Here is a 17,625-nt window from a genome sequence, read left to right on the forward strand (position 1 = left end):
TTTTAGTAAATAGGTTAGTATCAGAGGCATGTATGGATATAATATGTAGAAATGAGATAAAAAAAGGAGTCAATTATGATAAATAACTTAAGCCCCTTTTTACAAGAAAACTGGGGAAAGTCTGGATTTCAACAACCTACTTCCATTCAGGAAACAGCAATCCCTCTAATTCTTGAAGGAAAAGATTTAATTGCAGAATCACCAACAGGCACGGGCAAAACACTTGCTTATTTACTGCCGTTATTAAATAAAATTGAATCTAATTCACAATCCCTGCAGGCTGTTGTTCTTGCATCTTCACAGGAATTGGTCATGCAGGTTTATTCAGAATTTCAAAAGTGGTCAGAAGGCAGTGGAGTAAGAGGCACCTCCATAATAGGCGGGGCAAACGTAAAACGCCAGCTTGAAAAATTAAAAAAGCGTCCCCATGTTATTTTTGCTACGCCAGGGCGATTATTTGAATTAATCAAACAGAAAAAGGTAAAAATGCACGAGGTGAAGCTAGTTGTTTTGGATGAAGGCGATCAACTGCTGATTTCAGAGCATATTAACACGGTCCAAAATATTGTTAAATCGACAATGGGTGATCGCCAAGTTGTTTTATTCTCAGCAACGATGAAGGCTGGAACGGAGAAATTAGCAAAGGAAATTACGAATGAACCTGAAATCCTACGGATAGAAAAGGATGAGCTGGCTTCTTCAGGAGATGTAGAGCATATCTATTTTCTAGCTGAACCTAGAGATAAGATTAAACTGCTTGAAAAAATCGTCCGGTTAGAAAACATCAAAGCCCTTGCATTTATTAATGATATAGGGGAAATTCAAGTATACAAAGAAAAGTTTAATTTTAAAGAATTATCAACCGGAATTCTACATAGTGATATGAAGAAATTGGAACGACAAGCAGAACTTAAAGCTTTCCGTGATGGCAAAACGAAAATGCTGATCGCTACAGATGTAGCAGCACGTGGATTAGATATACAGGGTGTCACTCATGTGGTCCATGTAGACTTTCCAAGGGACATTGCCCAATATGTCCATAGAGCTGGCAGAACAGGAAGAATGGGCGCGGATGGTACCGTCATTTCATTAGTGACGGATCGAGAAGAGCGAGAATTAAAGCGGTACTGTCAAGAGTTAAATGTTACACCAATGAAAAGAATATTTTACCAAGGGCAAATCGCAGAACCTGAGCAAAAAGCACGCCGTTAATAAAAGACAGTGGGGATATCCTACTGTCTTTTCCCATTGCAGGAATAACATGATTTTTATAGAATTTTATAAAAAGGAGGGGAAAACCATGGAAAATCCTAAGTTAAAGAAATATTTAAATGAGTGGATTGAGGAAGCCACAATTACTCAAATGCAGGAAAAGATGACAAGCGGAGAGCTTACATCTAAAGAACTTGTAATGATGTATCTACATAGAATTTCTGTTTATGATAAAAGGATTAACGCTATCCTTGAGGTGAACCCAGATGCGCTGCATATCGCTGCAGCTCTTGATGCCGAACGCAAGGAAACGGGACCACGCAGTGCGTTGCACGGGATTCCCATTCTAATAAAAGATAATATTGATACAGCTGATAAAATGCATACGAGTGCTGGTTCTATAGCTTTAAAGGATTCAAATGCCTTAAAGGATTCTTATGTGGCAGAACAGTTAAGGAAAGCAGGAGTTGTCATTCTTGGGAAAACAAATATGACGGAGTGGGCAAACTTTATGGCAAATGGTATGAAAAGCGGCTATAGCTCACGAGGCGGTCAGGTTTTAAATCCATATGGACCTGATAAATTTGATGTTGGCGGTTCTAGTTCTGGTTCTGGTGCAGCCGTTGGTGCAAATTTAGCAGCTGCAGCGATTGGAACGGAAACGTCTGGATCGATTTTGAATCCAGCCTGTCAAAACTCATTAGTAGGAATCAAACCGACAGTGGGGCTGATCAGCAGAAAGGGGATAATTCCAATTTCTCACACGCAGGATACTGCGGGACCAATGGCTCGAACTGTTGGGGATGCGGTGATTCTGTTGAATGCTTTAAAAGGCAGAGACAAGGAAGATGCAATAACAAGAACAAATTCACTTGTGGAGAAGGACTTTACAGAGCATTTACTTAAAGCTGGACTCAAAGGTAAAAAAATCGGTATTGCCTTAGAAGGATTTATCGAACAGATGAGTGAAGAAAAGCAAAGAATCTTTCATGATGCTGTAGCAATTTTAGAGGCAGCAGGTGCAGAGATTATTGAACATATAGAAATCCCGTCCGCGAAAGTAAAATGGTCATATGATGTTTTAACTTATGAATTTAAACCGGACCTAAATGCCTATTTAAGCAATCTTCATCCATCTATATCAATTAGAACGTTAAAAGACTTAATTCAGTTTAATAAGGAAAATGAAGAACAAATGCTTAAGTATGGACAGGCAGTATTAATCGATTCAGATGCTACAAGTGGTTCATTAACGGAAGCAGAATATGTAAAGGCATTGGAATTTGATGATTATCATTCAACCAAGCAGGGAATTGATTACGCGTTAGAAACGTATCAATTGGATGCGATTCTTTTCCCTAGCGAGGAAGGTTCACATATTAGTGGCAAAGCTGGTTATCCAACAATTGCTGTTCCTGCTGGGTATACCTCAGAAGGTGAACCTGTTGGAATAACCTTTGCGGGAACCGCTTATAGTGAACCACAGCTGATTGAAGCTGCCTATGCATTCGAACAGCTTACAAAGTTCCGAAAAGCACCAGTAATTGGGGTAGAATAACATCTTATCTTTTCACTCATACTATTTATGAATTTCTCTAAAAGGAGATGATAGTGTGGGAAAACAGAAACTCGGTAATGCCAATGCCCAGAGAAATAACAATCGTAAAAAGGGAATGAAAAACAGCGCTGAACTTGTTGAGTTTTCAACAGGTGAAGAATTAAAACAGAATCGCCCTCACGGTAAATAAAGGGACACGCCTCCTGCTTTAGGAGGCGTGTTTATTTGTAGATATCTGATTCGTATTATTTATCCCCGACATACTTAAGCGGCTTCTTAGCTGGTCCTTCAATTACGTCGCCTGCATACGAGAACCTTGAACCATGACATGGGCAATCCCATGATTTTTCTGCATGATTCCATTCACATTCACAGCCTAAGTGTGTGCAAGTAGTATCCACAATGAAAAGTTTACCGTCTTTATCCTTATAAGCCCCTGCACGTTGTCCATTATGCATGACGACCGATCCTTCTCCATTTTTCAAATCCCCAGGATCCTTTGGCACAAATTCAAGCTTTCCTTTTATTAAATGCTTAGCTACGTCCGCATTTGTGGATACTATTGATTTAATATCTGGGTCAGCATCAAAACGTGATGGTGAATACAGGTCTTTATATGGATTATCACGATTAATAATATAATCGGTCAGTACATGGGCTGCAAGAATTCCCGATGTCATCCCCCATTTTTTATAGCCAGTTGCCACTAAAATATGCTCTTTATTTGCAGTTAGAGGGCCAATATATGGTACCTTGTCTAAGCTAACTAAGTCCTGTGCTGACCACCGGTAATGATATTCTGAAAGATCAAATACCTCTTTTGCAAAGGACTCAAGTGCGAGATAATGTCTAAGCGTATCCATACCCTGTCCAGTTTTATGGTTTTCACCACCAAGGATAAGGAGATTACCATCATCTATCGGTGTATAGCGTATAGACCTAGTCGGACTATCAGCACTGATATACATGCCCCCTGGGTACTTCATGTCCGTTTTAATCCCAATCGCATAGGACCTATCCGCGTACATCCGTGCAAAATAGAGTCCTGGTTTATCGTAAAAAGGGAAGTGAGAAGCAACGATGACATGCCTGCAGGTAACCCGATGTCCATCCTTGGTAACTACCTTTGGCTGTGACGTTTCTTCATCCTCTATTGTATCAGCTACCGTATTTTCATAAAAAGAACAGCCTGCATTTACAGCTTCATTCAGGAGCCCTTTTAAAAACTTTAACGGGTGATATTGAGCTTGATTTCGCATTAGCAAAGCTGATTTTATTTGAATATCAAACGGAATGTTACCGACTAAGTCCCCATCAATACCAAGTCTTTGGTAAGCAGACCATTCTGTTTCCAGCTTCTCAGCGTATTGGTCTGAGGTAGCATAGACATAGGCGTCTTGTTGACTGAAGTCACAATCTATTCCTTTTTCTTTCACAGCCGTTTCAACGAATTTAATAGCATTGGAGGCTGATTCGAAATATTGCTTTGCCTTTTCCTCGCCAAAATGACCGATTAATTCATCGTAAATCAACCCATGCTGAGCAGTGAGTTTAGCTGTGGTATGACCTGTTGTCCCGTTTAAGACTCCTCCTGCCTCAATAACCGCTACCTTTACACCCTCTTTTGCAAGTAAATATGCAGCTGTTATACCCGTAATTCCGGCCCCGACAATGGCAACATCTACGGTTTTATCCTCATTTAACTTTTCAAAAGTTGGCAGTTCTATTTCACGCCAGTAGGTACGCGGAAATTGGTGGGTATTTTCAGTTGAACTCATTTGTTGACCTCCAATAAGATATTCATAGGATTACTTTTTCCAAATTTAGCGAAAATCATGTAATGGTCCATTTATAAAAAATATTATCTGGAAATATATTTAGATTGACGAAAGTTACAGGTATTGATATTTTCAATATAATAACTATTTTGTAAATTAAGAAGAGGGTGCTGATATGGGGAAGAAATTTGAGACAGAGATTTTACATGGCAGGAAGAAAAGTAATAGTAAAATAGCAAGTAAAGTTACACCGATTTATCAGACCTCTGCATTTGCCTTTAAAGATCTTGATGAATTAGAAGGATTTTATCATGGGAATGGTCAGTATCTTTATTCACGTGTAGGCAATCCGAATACAGATGAACTAGGAGAAGGTGTTGCAAGACTTGAGGGTGCGCCTGCAGGTGTTGCAGCGTCATCAGGATTGTCAGCGATTTTAGCGGGTGTATTAGCCGTAGTTAAAAACGGGGACCATATTATTGCAGCAGATGATTTATATGGCGGCAGTTACCATATGTTGAAAGAAGAATTAAATCATTTTGGGATTGAAACAAGCTTTGTTTCCTTTCAAGATTTAGTTGAAGTAGAAAAGGAAATTAAAGAAAATACGAAACTGCTTTACACTGAATCCATTACAAATCCTTTATTAAGGGTGGAGGATATCAAAGGAGTTGTAGAGTTAGCCCAAAAGCACCAGCTAAATACACTAGTTGATAATACATTTGCGACTCCCTACCATTGTCAGCCATACCAAATGGGAATTGATTTGGTGGTACATAGCGCGACCAAGTATATTGGAGGGCATAGCGACGTAACCATTGGGGTTCTTACTGGCAGAGAAGATTTAGTTGCCAGTGCACGCACGAAAATTGCAAACCTTGGTACAAATGTAAGTCCGTTTGAAGCATGGCTGACGTGCCGTGGTTTAAAAACATTAGCATTGAGAATGAAAGCTCAGTCCAGTAACGCAAGGAAATTAGCAGAAGCATTGTCACATAATCGTTTTGTTGAAAAAGTCTATTATCCCTTTGACCAAGATAAAGATGGTTTTGGTGCGATGGTAACCATTGAGCTTTCAAAAACGGTCGATATCAATCAATTCTTTCGCTCATTGGCCTGGATCAAAATTGCGCCAACACTTGCCGGAGTCGAAACGACGGTTTCCCATCCATTAACCACTTCTCACAGGTCACTCCCACAAGAAGCCTGTGAAGCATTGGGGATTACCAAAGAAGTTGTTCGAATTTCAGTAGGAATCGAACATGAAGATGATATTATTGCACAATTTGAACAGGCAATTGAGAAATCACTTTAAAAGTAGGCCGTGTTAAAGCTGAATGTTGATTTAATGTGTTTGGAAAATAAGCGGAGAATTTCCGTTTAAATTGGGAAATAGCCATTTTTACCTTCATAATAAGCGGAGTTTTTCCGCTTATGGTATCCAAATCATTGGATTTTGTCTTATTTAAAGCAGTTAACCGGAATATTTCCGCTTATATCTGCTTCTTATGGTTCATTTATATACATTAGCCGGAAATTCTCCGCCTATGAATGATCAACCCTACACGAAAACCAACAATGAATAATAACACAGCCTAAAAGTAAAAAGAACCTTGGGTTTCCAAGGTTCTTTTCGTTTTAGCTATTTTATTAGTCAGCATCCTTTTTTACGGGATCAATTCGGGTGGAGTCTTCGGAGTTAAGACTTCCTCTTAAAAAATAAACCATTGTTCCCCCTACAATTCCAAGACAAATGATAAACCCAATGGCAGCAATCCACCATCCAGCCATTCAAATCCCCCCTTTTCTAATGTTTATGCGAAAGGGGGAGCTTATTTTCTTTATTTATTTTTTCTTATCCAAATCAGCATAATAATCTACTTTTTTAATATTTACTCCTACAAACGTTTCAAGGATGGATTGACCTCCTGCAATCGAGAAAATCAAAATAAAGACAAACGTAACCCGTGGGAAAAGTAAATATCCGCCTCCAAGAAGTATGGCGCTCCAAACCCCAGCACACCAATAACACTTCAATAAATACCCAAACATGCCTTTCGGTACTTCCTTTGTTTCAATTCCATGATTGGTTTCGACCTTAACTTTTTTCATAAATGGCTTACGAATAAACTCAGTAATTTTATCAAAAACGATTAAATGTGTTAAACGATAACTTGCCAAAATTAACATGACATAGGTAATCCATGAAATGTCTCTCACACTTTCTCCTCCGAACTTTACATAAAAAATTTTATTTTGACACTCTGTATATTTTGAACCTGAAATCTAAAATATATATCGGAGGAGGCGAAATAATGAAAAAATCATTTTGGTTTAGTTTAATGTTTTTACTATCACTAATATGTATTCCAAGCATTTCATTTGCCCAGCAGATTTATACTGTACAACCTGGCGATACACTATGGAAAATCGCGGTTCGTTACCAAGTTGGGATTTCTGAAATCATCTCAGCGAACCCGCAATTTAGGAATCCAAATCTTATTTATCCAGGAGATAAGGTGACAATTCCTAGTTTTGATGCAACGAAAAGCATTGAAAGCCAAGTTGTCCAATTAACGAATCAAGAACGGGCAAAGCATGGATTAAGAGCTTTGACACAAGACTGGGAACTCTCTAGGGTTGCACGGTATAAATCCATGGACATGAGGGATAAAAACTATTTCAGCCACACGAGTCCGACATATGGCAGTCCTTTTACCATGATGAAGAACTTTGGCATTTCTTACAGGGCAGCAGCAGAAAATATTGCAGCTGGACAAACAACCGCCCAAGAAGTGGTTCAGGCTTGGATGAACAGCCCTGGCCATAGAGCAAATATCCTTAGCGGAAATTATACGTATATAGGTGTTGGGTACGCGAAAGGCGGATCACAAAGACATTATTGGACACAAATGTTTATCTCCAAATAACCAAGAAGGGTCAGTTCCTGCATAGGGACTGACCCTTTCTACGTCTTAAGACCGATATGAAAATAAAGCGCAGGTTCGTTATGAGAAATTTGGATAAGAGGTAAGATGATATCAAGATAAAGAAAGGAGGAAAAAACAAAATGAAAAAGTTTGGTTTAATACTTGCTGGTGGTGTTGCAGCCATCATTTTACTTTCATCCATAGGTCCGATGATAGGATTACTAGTTGGTCTTGCGGTTCTCTACTTCATTTTTAAACAGTTCTTAAAGGCTGAATCGACTGGAGGCAAGATTGTTCTCGGGATTATCGGAGTATTTGTCTTAATGGCCTCTATTCATAACGCTCCTGCTATCATTGGTGTTCTTGCTGCTTATGTACTTTATCTGGTTTATAAAAACTGGAATAGCAGTAAAAAGACCGTTGTAAAAGAGGATTCTGATCCGTTTGTAAATTTTGAGAAACAATGGAATGAATTAAATAAAAACTAATCTAAGGAGAGATATAAAATGACAAACCTATTAACTAGAATTAAAGATACGATTATGGCGGATTTACATGCTGCTGTTGACCAGAAGGAAAAGAAAAATCCAATTGCCCTGCTTAACCAATATCTTCGTCAATGCGAGCAAGAGACAGAAAAGGTAAGAAAGCTTTTGGAACGCCAGTATGCGCTGCGAGATGAATTCACTAGAGAACATGCTCAGGCTGTGGAACTGGCAGAAAAAAGAAAGTATCAGGCTGAGGTGGCTTCTAAGGCTGGAGAAACAGAGCTTTATGAGTTCGCTACTGCTGAACATCAGCAGTACTCAAGCCGTGTTGAGCGGCTAGCTTCTTCACTTGAGCAAGTAAAGGGTCAGCTAGGGGAACTTGAAAGAAAATATGAGGAAATGAAGCATAAGCTTAAAGATATGCAAATCCGGCGCTTGGAATTAATGGGCCGTGAGAATGTAACCCGTGCCAATCATCGAATGAATCAAGTATTAGACTCAAATACTACAATGAATAATGCAAACACTCGTTTTCAAGAAATTGATCATTACTTAGATCGTTTAGAACATCAAGTGAAAAGTTCTTATTATCGCGATACCATTGACGCAAGGGTTGCTCAATTAGAAAAAGAAATGAAATTAGAAGAAAGCAAGTCCATTTAATAACCAAAACATGGTATTCTAGAAAGGTGCAGACAGCTGCACCTTTTGGCCTAAATTCAAACAGAAAAAAATTAAGGGAGGGGTGGCCAGATGTTAAAAAATGCAAAGAATGATTATACAGGATGGCTGGTTGTAATTGGGGTTGTCGTTCTGCTGCTAGAAATTCTATTTTTCAACAGTGGTCTTATATTCTCCCTTTTATTTTCTGGTGGACTTATATATCTAAGTAGAAGAAAATCAGGGAAGAAGAGTGGGAAAGTATTTTTCCTTGCTGGAATTATTTTTCTTTTAATTAGTGTGTTTAGTATGATGACCTTCAAGTTTTTATTGCTGGCTATTCTCTTACATTTTATTATTCAATATTCTAACTCTAAAAAGAATCCAAATAAGATTTCACTAGATATAAAAGAATCAGAGCAGGCCGGGCAGGAAGAGACGTTGATTAAGACCAAGCCGCTCTTTGAAAATATATTTTTTGGACAGCAAAAAACGCCTAGTGGTGTTTATGAATGGAATGACATTAACATCCAATCTGGAATTGGAGATACTATCATCGATCTAAGTTATACGGTTTTACCAAAAGGGGAAACCATCATCTTTATTCGGAATATCATTGGAAATATACAAATTCAAGTGCCTTATGAAATTGAAGTAAGTGTTCATCACTCATGTGTTATCGGTTCTACAACGGTTTTGGAAAACCATCAGTCACAGGTTTTTAATCAAGCTTTCCATCTAAAGACAGCGGGTTATGATCAGGCAGAGCAAAAGGTGAAAATCTTTACATCCTTGTTGGTGGGGAATTTAGAGGTGAGCCGGATATGAGCACTATCCAAAGGCAGGTTATTTGGAATATCGGCTTTTCTGTCATCATTGCTCTTGTTGTGGCTGCTGCCTTTATCATTGTTTTTCCAATTGCAGATTGGTCAGAATTGTGGAATAGACATTTCATGGATATCCCATTTGTTATTTTTATTCCGGCATTTAGTATTGCCATTGGAATTTTATTGGGCATAATTTCAGGTATGTTCTGGAGAAGACAGTTTCAGTCTGTTGAACACTCCTTACACCAATTGGAGCAGGGGAAACAGAGTGGATTCGTTGAAAAGCAAGCCATAACGGAAATGCAAGGTATTGCAGAACAAATTGATAAGATAGGCAGGCAAATTTCTGAACAAGCCAAGCTATCACAACGTTTGGCTACAGAAAAAGTAGAAGATCAGGAAGCAAGAATACAAGAAATTATTGAACAGGAACGAAACCGTCTCGCACGTGAGTTACATGATTCAGTCAGTCAGCAGCTATTTGCTGCCTCTATGATGATGTCTGCTATTAATACAACAAAACAAAGTACCACTGAGGAGGATAGGGAAGCAAAACAGTTGAAAATGGTTGAAGAGATGATTCATCAATCACAACTGGAAATGCGCGCCCTGCTTCTTCATTTGCGTCCTGTTGCGTTAAAAAATAAAACGCTGCAGGAAGGAATCGAAGAGTTATTAATCGAATTATCGCAGAAAGTAACAATGGAAATTAAGTGGAAGGTAGAGGCATTTCCACTTGATAAGGGAATTGAAGATCATCTTTTCCGTATCCTTCAAGAGTCTGTATCCAACACGCTTCGGCACTCAAAAGCAAACAAACTTGAAGTTTTATTAATAGAGCGGGATGACCTTGTCATATTAAGAATTGTGGATGACGGGATTGGCTTTGAAGTCGATAACATGAAGGCTGGCTCCTATGGTATGCAGAATATGCACGAGCGGGCGCTTGAAGTCGGGGGCACTTTAAAGGTGATTAGTGTAAAGAGTAAAGGTACACGGCTGGAAGTAAAGGTACCTGTTATGAAAAATGGAGATGGTGTAAATGATTAGGGTAGTATTTGTCGATGATCATGAGATGGTGAGAATTGGAGTTTCCGCTTATTTATCAGCACAGCCGGACATAGAAGTGGTTGGTGAGGCAGCTGATGGTAAAAAGGGAGTGGAACTGGCACTAGAGCTTAGACCTGATATTATTTTAATGGATTTAGTGATGAAGGAAATGGACGGAATTGAAGCAACAAGGCAAATTATTGAAAAATGGCCAGAAGCAAAAGTAATTATCGTCACTAGCTTTTTAGACGATGAGAAAGTTTATCCCGCATTAGAAGCAGGTGCAACCAGCTATATGCTTAAAACATCAAAAGCAGATGAAATCGCTAATGCTGTCCGCGCTACATATCATGGCCAGTCCGTTCTTGAACCAGAAGTAACGGGAAAAATGATGGTGAAAATGCGCCAGAAACATCAACACTTACCACACGAAGAACTTACCAGCCGAGAAATGGAAATACTCATGTTAATGGCACAGGGAAAAACAAATCAAGACATAGCAGATGAACTTTTCATCGCCTTAAAAACAGTGAAAACCCACGTCAGTAACATACTAAGTAAACTAGCCGTCCAAGACCGCACACAAGCAGTAATCTACGCGTTCAAACACTCATTAATAAAATAATCATGAAAAGGACTGAAGAAGTCCTTTTTTGATGGGCTGTGTTACGAATAGCTTATTGAATGTTGATTGGAGCGGAAGGCGCGAGACTCATGCAGGAGTACGGAGCAGGGGAGACCCCGCAGGCGGCTTTAGCGCCGAGGAGGCTTCCCGCAACGCCTGCGGAAAGCGAAGCGCCTCGTGACAGGCAGAGACGGCCTGTCACTGCGGTGATTATTCAAAGAAGCTTTCCTTAGTGGAGCGGAAATCAACATTCCATTTTACCTTGATACACAGCCTTGAAAAAATCCCTACTAATCTTTGAACTTGTCTCATAGCTTATTAAAAGTGAGATTGTTTTAAAGGGGAGTTCGAAATGGGTATCTTTTACAAAGGAATCTTGTTTTTAGCCCTTTCTGCTTTTTTAGGGGAAGGTGTTGAGTTCTTAGTCAATTTAATTCTTGCAAAAGAATTGGGCAAGCATGGATTAGGTTTATATATGTCTATACTTCCCTCTATTTATTTACTAGTTCTGTTATCAAGCTTCGAACTGCCGGTATCCATATCAAAGTTTGTTGCAGAAAAAGAGGAAAAGTTCCATCGAAATATCCTTTATCATGCTATTACGATCACCATTATTTTTACAAGTATCCTGTTAGTATTGGCCATATTGCTGATACCATTTATTTCGGTATTCAATGGATATCACCCTTATACGAGATGGCTCATCATTCTTTTGGTTCCCGTCATTTCCTTTACCTCTGTAGCGCGGGGTTATTTTATGGGCAGGCACCAGATGGGGAAAATCGCCATTGCTAATTTCATACGAAAATCAATACAACTAGTGTTGTTATTTGTTCTTTTTCGTTTCTTCCAGTTTGACTCAGAAGCCGCTGTACTCATTGCCATTGCTTCCTTTATAGGCAGTGAAATCGCTGTTTTTCTTTATTTATGCTATACGTTAATTATTCAGTTTCAGCAACTTAGGCGAATGCCCTTTTCCAATTTAAATCGTAAGGCTGTCCGGAAAAACTTAATGGCTGTCTCTGTGCCAACGACAGGATTGCGACTATTCTCCGCACTGACAGGTGCGATACAGCCCTTTTTAATTAAGTCTGCATTGGTTCAATCTGGACTTTCTGAAACCATTGCTACCGAGCATTTTGGGATGCTAATGGGGGTTGCCGTTTCAATTGGATTTTTCCCTGCTTTTATTGCCCATTCCTTAATGACGGTTCTAATTCCAGCTGTCTCAAAAACGTATTCGATGAGAGATTACCCTACACTGCAAAAAATGCTTTCGCAGGTAATGACGCTCACATTCCTTTACGGCGTACCAGCGGTGGTGATTTTCTATATATTTGCCCGCCCGCTCACGTCGATATTCTTTGAATCCTCTACTGCAGCCATTTATTTACAATTGCTTTGGCCGTTTTTTCTATTCCATTTCTTTGTAATGCCGATGCAGGCAATCTTAATTGGTTTAGGACTTATAAAGGAAACCTTTATACATGCTATTTGGTCTACCATTGTTTCCTTTGCTATCATCATTGTCTTAGCTTCACGTCCCGAATGGCGGATGGAAGGCGTGATTATCGCAATGAATACCGGATCCATTTTACTAGCTTTGATGCATTACTTAAGCATTTGCAAAAAAATTGGTGTTTCTATTTTTATGAAAGGTTTCATTCAGAAAAATAATTAGAAAAGTTTATAATCCTGTGTAGGGGTTAGACATTACTATTCCGTCTATTAGTATGAGAAGTGTTAAATGGAAAGAAGGTACGAAAAAATGAGGGATAGTATGACAGATTTATTTGAAGAAATAGTGATTGAACATGGGAAAGCTATTTTTAACTATATATTTTCTTTAGTTAGACAAAAAGAACTTGCAGAGGACCTCTATCAGGAGGTTTTGGTATCTGCCTATTTGGCTTTTCATACCATTAAGGAACCCGCCAGACTAAAAGGCTGGTTGTTTACGATAGCAAGAAATAAGTGCCGGGATTATTGGCGGAAGGAAAAGAAAACAAAACAATTTTGGAAGGAAGAGGTGTATTCTTACTCGGCAACAGTTGAGGCACCTCCTCTTCCCGAAGAAGAGGTCCTACATAAATATTCAACTGAAAAAATGGTTGAAAGTGTAAAGACATTACCAGAAATATACCAATCTGCACTATTTCTCTATTATTTTAAAGACCTTACCTTAATTGAAATATCAAAGAGAAAAAACATCCCAATTTCTACGGTAAAAACAAGAATGAAGAGGGGAAAGGAGCACTTAAGACCAAAGCTCCAATCCTTTGCATAAAAAAAGCCGGGGAGCTCCCGGCTTTTGCTGTTTAATCTTTACTTGAAAGAATTCCAAAGATACGTAAGATACTCACGAACAGATTGATAAAATCTAAGTATAGGTTTAATGCCATCAATGGAACTTCTTCAGCACTTACCCCATAATGCTTCATACGGTTGAAATCATATAATACATACCCACTAAAAACCAATACGCCAATGAAAGAGAATGCGAGCATACCAGTTGAGCTAAGAGGCATGAAAATATTAAAAATAGAAACAGCAACTAAAGCAAGTAAGGCTGCTAACAGGAATCCGCCTAAAAAGGAGAAATTACGTTTTGATACTGTTGCATAAATGGCTACTCCAGTAAACACAACTGTGGTACTTCCGAAAGCCATCAGTACTACATTTGCCCCAGCAGTCATGGCATAATACGAAACAATCGGATATAAGGTAATACCTGAAATAAATGTAAAGATATACAAGAACGTATAAGAAATGGCTTTTTTACGTCTAAAGAAAAAGACAATCATCAATAAAACAAATTCAAAGATAGCCAAAGGTAAAAATAATGCCGGCGGTACAAAGGTACCTGCCATGGTTCCAACAAAGGCGATGGCCAGAGAAAGAGCAAATGTCCTTATGACAGAAGGTAAAAATTCAGTAGAAGTTTGTGTATACAATTTTTCTTCACCTCAAAGTATATTTATAACTAGAATATACGAAGAAAGAGTCAAGATGTTTCATTTTATTTAGAAAAATCTTTTTCTGCTCTTAACAAATCACGTATTTCAGCAAGCAGCTCTTCTTTCTTATCGATTTGAGCGACAGGTGCGGCTGCCTCCTCTTTCTTTTTAAAACGAGAAAGGAATTTTATAAACAAGAATATTGAAAAAGCGATAATTAAGAAATCGATAATTGACTGAATAAATATGCCGTATTTTATTGAGCCAAAAGCTAGGTCAGAAACACTTACCTTTCCTATTAGCATTGCCACTATTGGCATAATAATATCTGCCACAAGTGATGAAACAATTTTTCCAAATGCTCCGCCGATAATGACACCGACTGCGAGGTCAATCACATTGCCTCTCATGGCGAACTTCTTAAACTCATTTAACATAATAATACCTCCAAATTTTATCCGCATAATCAATAAAAAGCAGCTTCCTTTTTAGAAACTGCTCCATTTATTATACCATTTAAAATGCCCAATTGCCTTTTCTAAATACTGGTTCAGTTGTTCCATCCGCTTTAATGCCATCAATGTCCATTTCATTCGAGCCGATCATGAAATCAACGTGAGTAATACTATCATTGAGTCCATTTTCTTTCAGTTCTTCAGAAGACATTTTCTTACCGCCTTCAATACAGAACGCATAAGCGCTTCCGATGGCTAAGTGGTTTGATGCATTTTCATCAAACAAAGTATTATAAAATAGGACATTAGATTGTGAAATTGGTGAATTGAAAGGAACGAGTGCTACTTCACCAAGATAATGAGAGCCTTCATCTGTTTCAACTAACCGCTTTAGGAACTCCTCACCTTCTTCAGCCTTATAATCGACAATTCTTCCGTTTTCAAACGTAACAGTGAACCGGTCGATAATATTTCCGCCGTAGCTTAATGGCTTTGTGCTTGCAACGGTACCATTTACACCCTCACGATGAGGAACAGTGAAGACTTCTTCCGTTGGCATATTTGCCATGAACTCAAAACCTTTTTCATTTACACTGCCAGCCCCAACCCAAAGATGGTTATGTGGGAGTTCGATGGTTAAGTCTGTTCCTGGTGCAGTATAGTGAAGCTTTTGATAGTGTCTTTCGTTTAAATAGTTAACCTTTTCATGCAAAGTTGCATCATGCTTTTTCCAAGCTTCCACGGGATTATCAGTATTGACACGAACAGCTTTAAAGATAGCATCCCAAAGTAATGAAACTTGTTGATCGCTCGGTGCATCTGGAAAAACTTTAGCAGCCCATGCAGGAGATGGAGCAGCAATAACGGTCCAGCTGACTTTATCAGATTGTGCTGCTTGACGGTATTTAGCCAAAGCAGTTCCAGCGGCTTTTTGGAAGTTAGAGATGCGCTCTGGATTAACTCCTTTCAATAAGTCAGGGCTGGAAGAAACAATGGCCATAAAAGCAGCCCCTTGTTCAACTAAATCTTCCATTTCCTTTGCACGGAAAATAGGGTATGTAGTAAATGCATCATCTGGAGCTAATTCGTATTTTGTTCTGGAAACCACATCATCGTTCCAGTTAACTACAACATTATGGGCGCCTGCTTCATAGGCTTTTTTTACAACCTGACGAACAAATTCTGCAGCATCTAAGGTCGTATTTACTACTAATGTTTGACCCTCCTGTATATTAACCCCAACCTTAACAGCAAGCTCAGCATATTTCTCAAGGTTCTTTTGAAAATCACTCATTTTTTAGTCCCCCTTTTCAGAATCTTCCTTATATATTTTAGCCTTTTTTATGTTAAAAGGAAACTGATAACAGCAGAAAGGCAGTGGAGCACAAAATTAGGCAAAAAAATAAGTAGGGACGTGAATCTCTACTCAAATTTACTGCCGTATACTTTTATATTAAAATAAACACCTGCGGAAAATAATACTAGAAATGTAATAATACCTGACCATGAAGTGGGAGACATAAATTGGGATAATTCCATCAATACCACCATCCTTATAATAGAAAACGATTACAACTTAATTATACAAGTAAATAGGGTAAATGTGAACATTTTAGTACAATTTATTGACGAATTTTTGAACAAAAAAGGATCCTAATTAGGATCCAATGCTGTTGTCTTCTCAAATGAATAAAACATAAGCCAATACAAACCTGCACTTGCAAGAGCCAGCAGGGAAAGTACAAAAAATGTCCATTCATATCCTATCCAAACGGTCATTGGGATAGATAACGGAGCAATTGTGCGGCTGATTGTAAATCGCAAGCTGGCAGCAGCAAAATATTGTCCTCTCATATGCTCAGGTGCAAGCTTGGATACAAAGCTTTGTTGAATTCCTGCTCCCATTAACTCAGCAAAGGTAAAGACAGCCATCGCGATGATAAATCCCCAAATCCAATGAGTCTGACTAAAAAGTACAATGGAAATGGAATAAATGACAGATGAAAGAACAAATACATTCCGTTCTTTATATTTACCCATCCATTTAGTAATCACAACCGTTAGTAATGCAACGAGGAAACCATTTTCTGCAAGCACAATTCCAAAGGCTTGCTCACCCTTAACAGTGAATGACCAGTCTCCGACTGAAAACAGAGTTTGAAGACCGATTACATCTTTCATATAAACAGGAAATAATAAATCCAATTGCATAAAAGTTTGACCAGCTAATACGCCTGCAATAATAAAAAGTAGAAAGGTTTTATCTTTTATGATTAATGTATAGTCTTTCAACTGGTTCTGTAAGAAATAGTACCATTTACCTTCCGCTTCGAAGGGGTCGACTTTTTGTACTGGTGCGGTTTCCCTCGTAAATTTTGCTAATATTAACCCAAGCAGCATACAAACAATACCAGCAAAGAGTAACGTTTCAAAACGATAATTCACATAAAAAATCGCCCCTAAAATAGGACCAATTACAACTGCGATATTAATTGACGTGTAGAAAATGGCAAATACATTGCTTCTATCTTTTTCTTCAACGACATCTGCAACCATTGCTTGACTGGCAGGCCAATAAAAAGAACCAAATACACCGGCAATAGCGAAGGAAATAAATCCTACCCAAGGAGATTCAAGCCAAGGAGAACTTGCTGCCGCAAAAGCGATAAAAGAAAGTCCTTGTCCAAAGGCAGAGAGAACCATCATGCGTTTCCTGCCAAAACGATCGGCACAATATCCACCCATTAAGTTGGCCAATACGGAGAATATCTGTGAAAATACTAATAAAAAACCTGCTTTATTTTTGCCAAACGCCTCAGCGAAATAAATCGTCAAAAACGGAAAGAACATCCAAAACGTAATGTTCATCATCGCTTCGCTAAATAAGCGAACCTTTAAATTCGGATCCCAATCTCCAATCCTCATGTTGTACCTCCGTAAACCAATATGTATGATAGCTAATACATCATACTATCCTCAAATAGGAAAATACAAGAAAAAAGCAGGAGCTTCTGTGCATAAGAGTGTCTATACCTTTCCCACACTGAATCTATGGTATATTAGACGGTACATAGTTAGTAAAGGA

At 38.6% G+C, this 17,625-nt stretch carries 19 protein-coding genes; 12 read left to right on the forward strand and 7 right to left on the reverse strand.

Going from position 1 to position 17,625, the window contains the following annotated elements:
* Window positions 1-75: 75 nt before the first annotated feature.
* The 3 genes from ACY3XC_RS20055 (at window position 76) to ACY3XC_RS20065 (ending at window position 2,960) form a co-directional block, all read left to right on the forward strand.
* Entirely contained in the window at window positions 76-1,212 is a 1,137-nt protein-coding gene (locus ACY3XC_RS20055) for a DEAD/DEAH box helicase (protein ID WP_464870100.1), read from the forward strand.
* Between the two features lie 88 nt (window positions 1,213-1,300).
* A complete protein-coding gene (locus ACY3XC_RS20060; RefSeq protein ID WP_464870101.1) occupies window positions 1,301-2,770 on the forward strand; it encodes an amidase family protein in 1,470 nt (489 codons plus the stop codon).
* A 55-nt stretch (window positions 2,771-2,825) separates the two neighbouring features.
* The gene (locus ACY3XC_RS20065) at window positions 2,826-2,960 is read left to right on the forward strand and encodes a hypothetical protein (RefSeq protein ID WP_464870102.1); all 135 of its coding nucleotides are present in this window, start codon (window positions 2,826-2,828) and stop codon (window positions 2,958-2,960) included.
* A gap of 55 nt (window positions 2,961-3,015) precedes the next feature.
* Here the strand turns inward: ACY3XC_RS20065 and ACY3XC_RS20070 are convergent, their stop codons facing one another.
* Window positions 3,016-4,548, reverse strand: coding sequence for an FAD-dependent oxidoreductase (locus ACY3XC_RS20070; RefSeq protein ID WP_464870103.1), 1,533 nt, complete (start codon window positions 4,546-4,548; stop codon window positions 3,016-3,018).
* 175 nt (window positions 4,549-4,723) lie between these two features.
* Here ACY3XC_RS20070 and ACY3XC_RS20075 point away from each other — a divergent pair, with 175 nt between their 5' ends.
* A complete protein-coding gene (locus ACY3XC_RS20075) occupies window positions 4,724-5,863 on the forward strand; it encodes a trans-sulfuration enzyme family protein (protein ID WP_464870104.1) in 1,140 nt (379 codons plus the stop codon).
* 335 nt (window positions 5,864-6,198) lie between these two features.
* On the opposite strand, the gene ACY3XC_RS20080 is transcribed toward ACY3XC_RS20075, so the two are convergent.
* Together ACY3XC_RS20080 and ACY3XC_RS20085 are read right to left on the reverse strand one after the other, a co-directional pair.
* The gene (locus tag ACY3XC_RS20080) at window positions 6,199-6,339 is read right to left on the reverse strand and encodes a hypothetical protein (protein ID WP_464870105.1); all 141 of its coding nucleotides are present in this window, start codon (window positions 6,337-6,339) and stop codon (window positions 6,199-6,201) included.
* A 54-nt stretch (window positions 6,340-6,393) separates the two neighbouring features.
* The gene (locus tag ACY3XC_RS20085) at window positions 6,394-6,768 is read right to left on the reverse strand and encodes a DUF1360 domain-containing protein (RefSeq protein ID WP_464870106.1); all 375 of its coding nucleotides are present in this window, start codon (window positions 6,766-6,768) and stop codon (window positions 6,394-6,396) included.
* A 95-nt stretch (window positions 6,769-6,863) separates the two neighbouring features.
* Between ACY3XC_RS20085 and safA the strand changes: the two genes are divergently transcribed.
* The 8 genes from safA (at window position 6,864) to ACY3XC_RS20125 (ending at window position 13,415) form a co-directional block, all read left to right on the forward strand.
* Window positions 6,864-7,478 carry a SafA/ExsA family spore coat assembly protein gene (gene safA / locus ACY3XC_RS20090; protein ID WP_464870107.1) on the forward strand — a complete coding sequence of 205 codons (615 nt, stop codon included), beginning with the start codon at window positions 6,864-6,866 and terminating at the stop codon, window positions 7,476-7,478.
* 140 nt (window positions 7,479-7,618) lie between these two features.
* The gene (locus tag ACY3XC_RS20095; RefSeq protein ID WP_464870108.1) at window positions 7,619-7,966 is read left to right on the forward strand and encodes a lmo0954 family membrane protein; all 348 of its coding nucleotides are present in this window, start codon (window positions 7,619-7,621) and stop codon (window positions 7,964-7,966) included.
* Window positions 7,967-7,984: 18 nt separating this feature from the next.
* The gene (locus tag ACY3XC_RS20100) at window positions 7,985-8,629 is read left to right on the forward strand and encodes a PspA/IM30 family protein (RefSeq protein WP_464870109.1); all 645 of its coding nucleotides are present in this window, start codon (window positions 7,985-7,987) and stop codon (window positions 8,627-8,629) included.
* Window positions 8,630-8,719: 90 nt separating this feature from the next.
* Entirely contained in the window at window positions 8,720-9,454 is a 735-nt protein-coding gene (gene liaF / locus ACY3XC_RS20105; protein WP_464870110.1) for a cell wall-active antibiotics response protein LiaF, read from the forward strand.
* Window positions 9,451-10,503 (forward strand): sensor histidine kinase, encoded by a 1,053-nt coding sequence (locus tag ACY3XC_RS20110; protein WP_179157679.1) that lies wholly within the window; start codon window positions 9,451-9,453, stop codon window positions 10,501-10,503. The genes liaF and ACY3XC_RS20110 overlap by 4 nt, the downstream gene beginning before the upstream one ends.
* Complete coding sequence (locus tag ACY3XC_RS20115; RefSeq protein WP_464870111.1) at window positions 10,496-11,128, forward strand: response regulator; 633 nt, start codon at window positions 10,496-10,498, stop codon at window positions 11,126-11,128. Before ACY3XC_RS20110 ends, ACY3XC_RS20115 begins: the two co-directional genes overlap by 8 nt.
* Window positions 11,129-11,480: 352 nt before the next feature.
* Entirely contained in the window at window positions 11,481-12,809 is a 1,329-nt protein-coding gene (locus ACY3XC_RS20120; protein WP_464870112.1) for an oligosaccharide flippase family protein, read from the forward strand.
* 87 nt (window positions 12,810-12,896) lie between these two features.
* A complete protein-coding gene (locus ACY3XC_RS20125) occupies window positions 12,897-13,415 on the forward strand; it encodes an RNA polymerase sigma factor (RefSeq protein WP_464870113.1) in 519 nt (172 codons plus the stop codon).
* A 31-nt stretch (window positions 13,416-13,446) separates the two neighbouring features.
* Here ACY3XC_RS20125 and ACY3XC_RS20130 read toward each other — a convergent pair whose 3' ends face one another.
* The 4 genes from ACY3XC_RS20130 to ACY3XC_RS20145 form a co-directional block, all read right to left on the reverse strand.
* Window positions 13,447-14,082 (reverse strand): Bax inhibitor-1/YccA family protein, encoded by a 636-nt coding sequence (locus tag ACY3XC_RS20130; protein ID WP_464870114.1) that lies wholly within the window; start codon window positions 14,080-14,082, stop codon window positions 13,447-13,449.
* A gap of 65 nt (window positions 14,083-14,147) precedes the next feature.
* A complete protein-coding gene (gene mscL, locus ACY3XC_RS20135) occupies window positions 14,148-14,522 on the reverse strand; it encodes a large-conductance mechanosensitive channel protein MscL (RefSeq protein WP_464870115.1) in 375 nt (124 codons plus the stop codon).
* Between the two features lie 79 nt (window positions 14,523-14,601).
* Window positions 14,602-15,834, reverse strand: a complete 1,233-nt coding sequence (locus ACY3XC_RS20140) for an aminopeptidase (RefSeq protein ID WP_464870116.1) — start codon at window positions 15,832-15,834, stop codon at window positions 14,602-14,604.
* A gap of 359 nt (window positions 15,835-16,193) precedes the next feature.
* The gene (locus ACY3XC_RS20145; protein WP_464870117.1) at window positions 16,194-17,465 is read right to left on the reverse strand and encodes an MDR family MFS transporter; all 1,272 of its coding nucleotides are present in this window, start codon (window positions 17,463-17,465) and stop codon (window positions 16,194-16,196) included.
* Between the last annotated feature and the right edge of the window lie 160 nt (window positions 17,466-17,625).

The sequence above is a fragment of the Bacillus sp. CZDM1 genome (assembly GCF_055502545.1).

What these genes read in the sequence shown, in the direction of transcription:
- ACY3XC_RS20055 (WP_464870100.1), top strand. Translation starts at nt 76, where the DNA reads ATGATAAATAACTTAAGCCCCTTTTTACAAGAAAACTGGGGAAAGTCT.
- ACY3XC_RS20060 (WP_464870101.1), top strand. Translation starts at nt 1,301, where the DNA reads ATGGAAAATCCTAAGTTAAAGAAATATTTAAATGAGTGGATTGAGGAA.
- ACY3XC_RS20070 (WP_464870103.1), bottom strand. Translation starts at nt 4,548, where the DNA reads ATGAGTTCAACTGAAAATACCCACCAATTTCCGCGTACCTACTGGCGT.
- ACY3XC_RS20075 (WP_464870104.1), top strand. Translation starts at nt 4,724, where the DNA reads ATGGGGAAGAAATTTGAGACAGAGATTTTACATGGCAGGAAGAAAAGT.
- ACY3XC_RS20080 (WP_464870105.1), bottom strand. Translation starts at nt 6,339, where the DNA reads ATGGCTGGATGGTGGATTGCTGCCATTGGGTTTATCATTTGTCTTGGA.
- safA (WP_464870107.1), top strand. Translation starts at nt 6,864, where the DNA reads ATGAAAAAATCATTTTGGTTTAGTTTAATGTTTTTACTATCACTAATA.
- ACY3XC_RS20095 (WP_464870108.1), top strand. Translation starts at nt 7,619, where the DNA reads ATGAAAAAGTTTGGTTTAATACTTGCTGGTGGTGTTGCAGCCATCATT.
- ACY3XC_RS20100 (WP_464870109.1), top strand. Translation starts at nt 7,985, where the DNA reads ATGACAAACCTATTAACTAGAATTAAAGATACGATTATGGCGGATTTA.
- liaF (WP_464870110.1), top strand. Translation starts at nt 8,720, where the DNA reads ATGTTAAAAAATGCAAAGAATGATTATACAGGATGGCTGGTTGTAATT.
- ACY3XC_RS20110 (WP_179157679.1), top strand. Translation starts at nt 9,451, where the DNA reads ATGAGCACTATCCAAAGGCAGGTTATTTGGAATATCGGCTTTTCTGTC.
- ACY3XC_RS20115 (WP_464870111.1), top strand. Translation starts at nt 10,496, where the DNA reads ATGATTAGGGTAGTATTTGTCGATGATCATGAGATGGTGAGAATTGGA.
- ACY3XC_RS20120 (WP_464870112.1), top strand. Translation starts at nt 11,481, where the DNA reads ATGGGTATCTTTTACAAAGGAATCTTGTTTTTAGCCCTTTCTGCTTTT.
- ACY3XC_RS20125 (WP_464870113.1), top strand. Translation starts at nt 12,897, where the DNA reads ATGAGGGATAGTATGACAGATTTATTTGAAGAAATAGTGATTGAACAT.
- mscL (WP_464870115.1), bottom strand. Translation starts at nt 14,522, where the DNA reads ATGTTAAATGAGTTTAAGAAGTTCGCCATGAGAGGCAATGTGATTGAC.
- ACY3XC_RS20140 (WP_464870116.1), bottom strand. Translation starts at nt 15,834, where the DNA reads ATGAGTGATTTTCAAAAGAACCTTGAGAAATATGCTGAGCTTGCTGTT.
- ACY3XC_RS20145 (WP_464870117.1), bottom strand. Translation starts at nt 17,465, where the DNA reads ATGAGGATTGGAGATTGGGATCCGAATTTAAAGGTTCGCTTATTTAGC.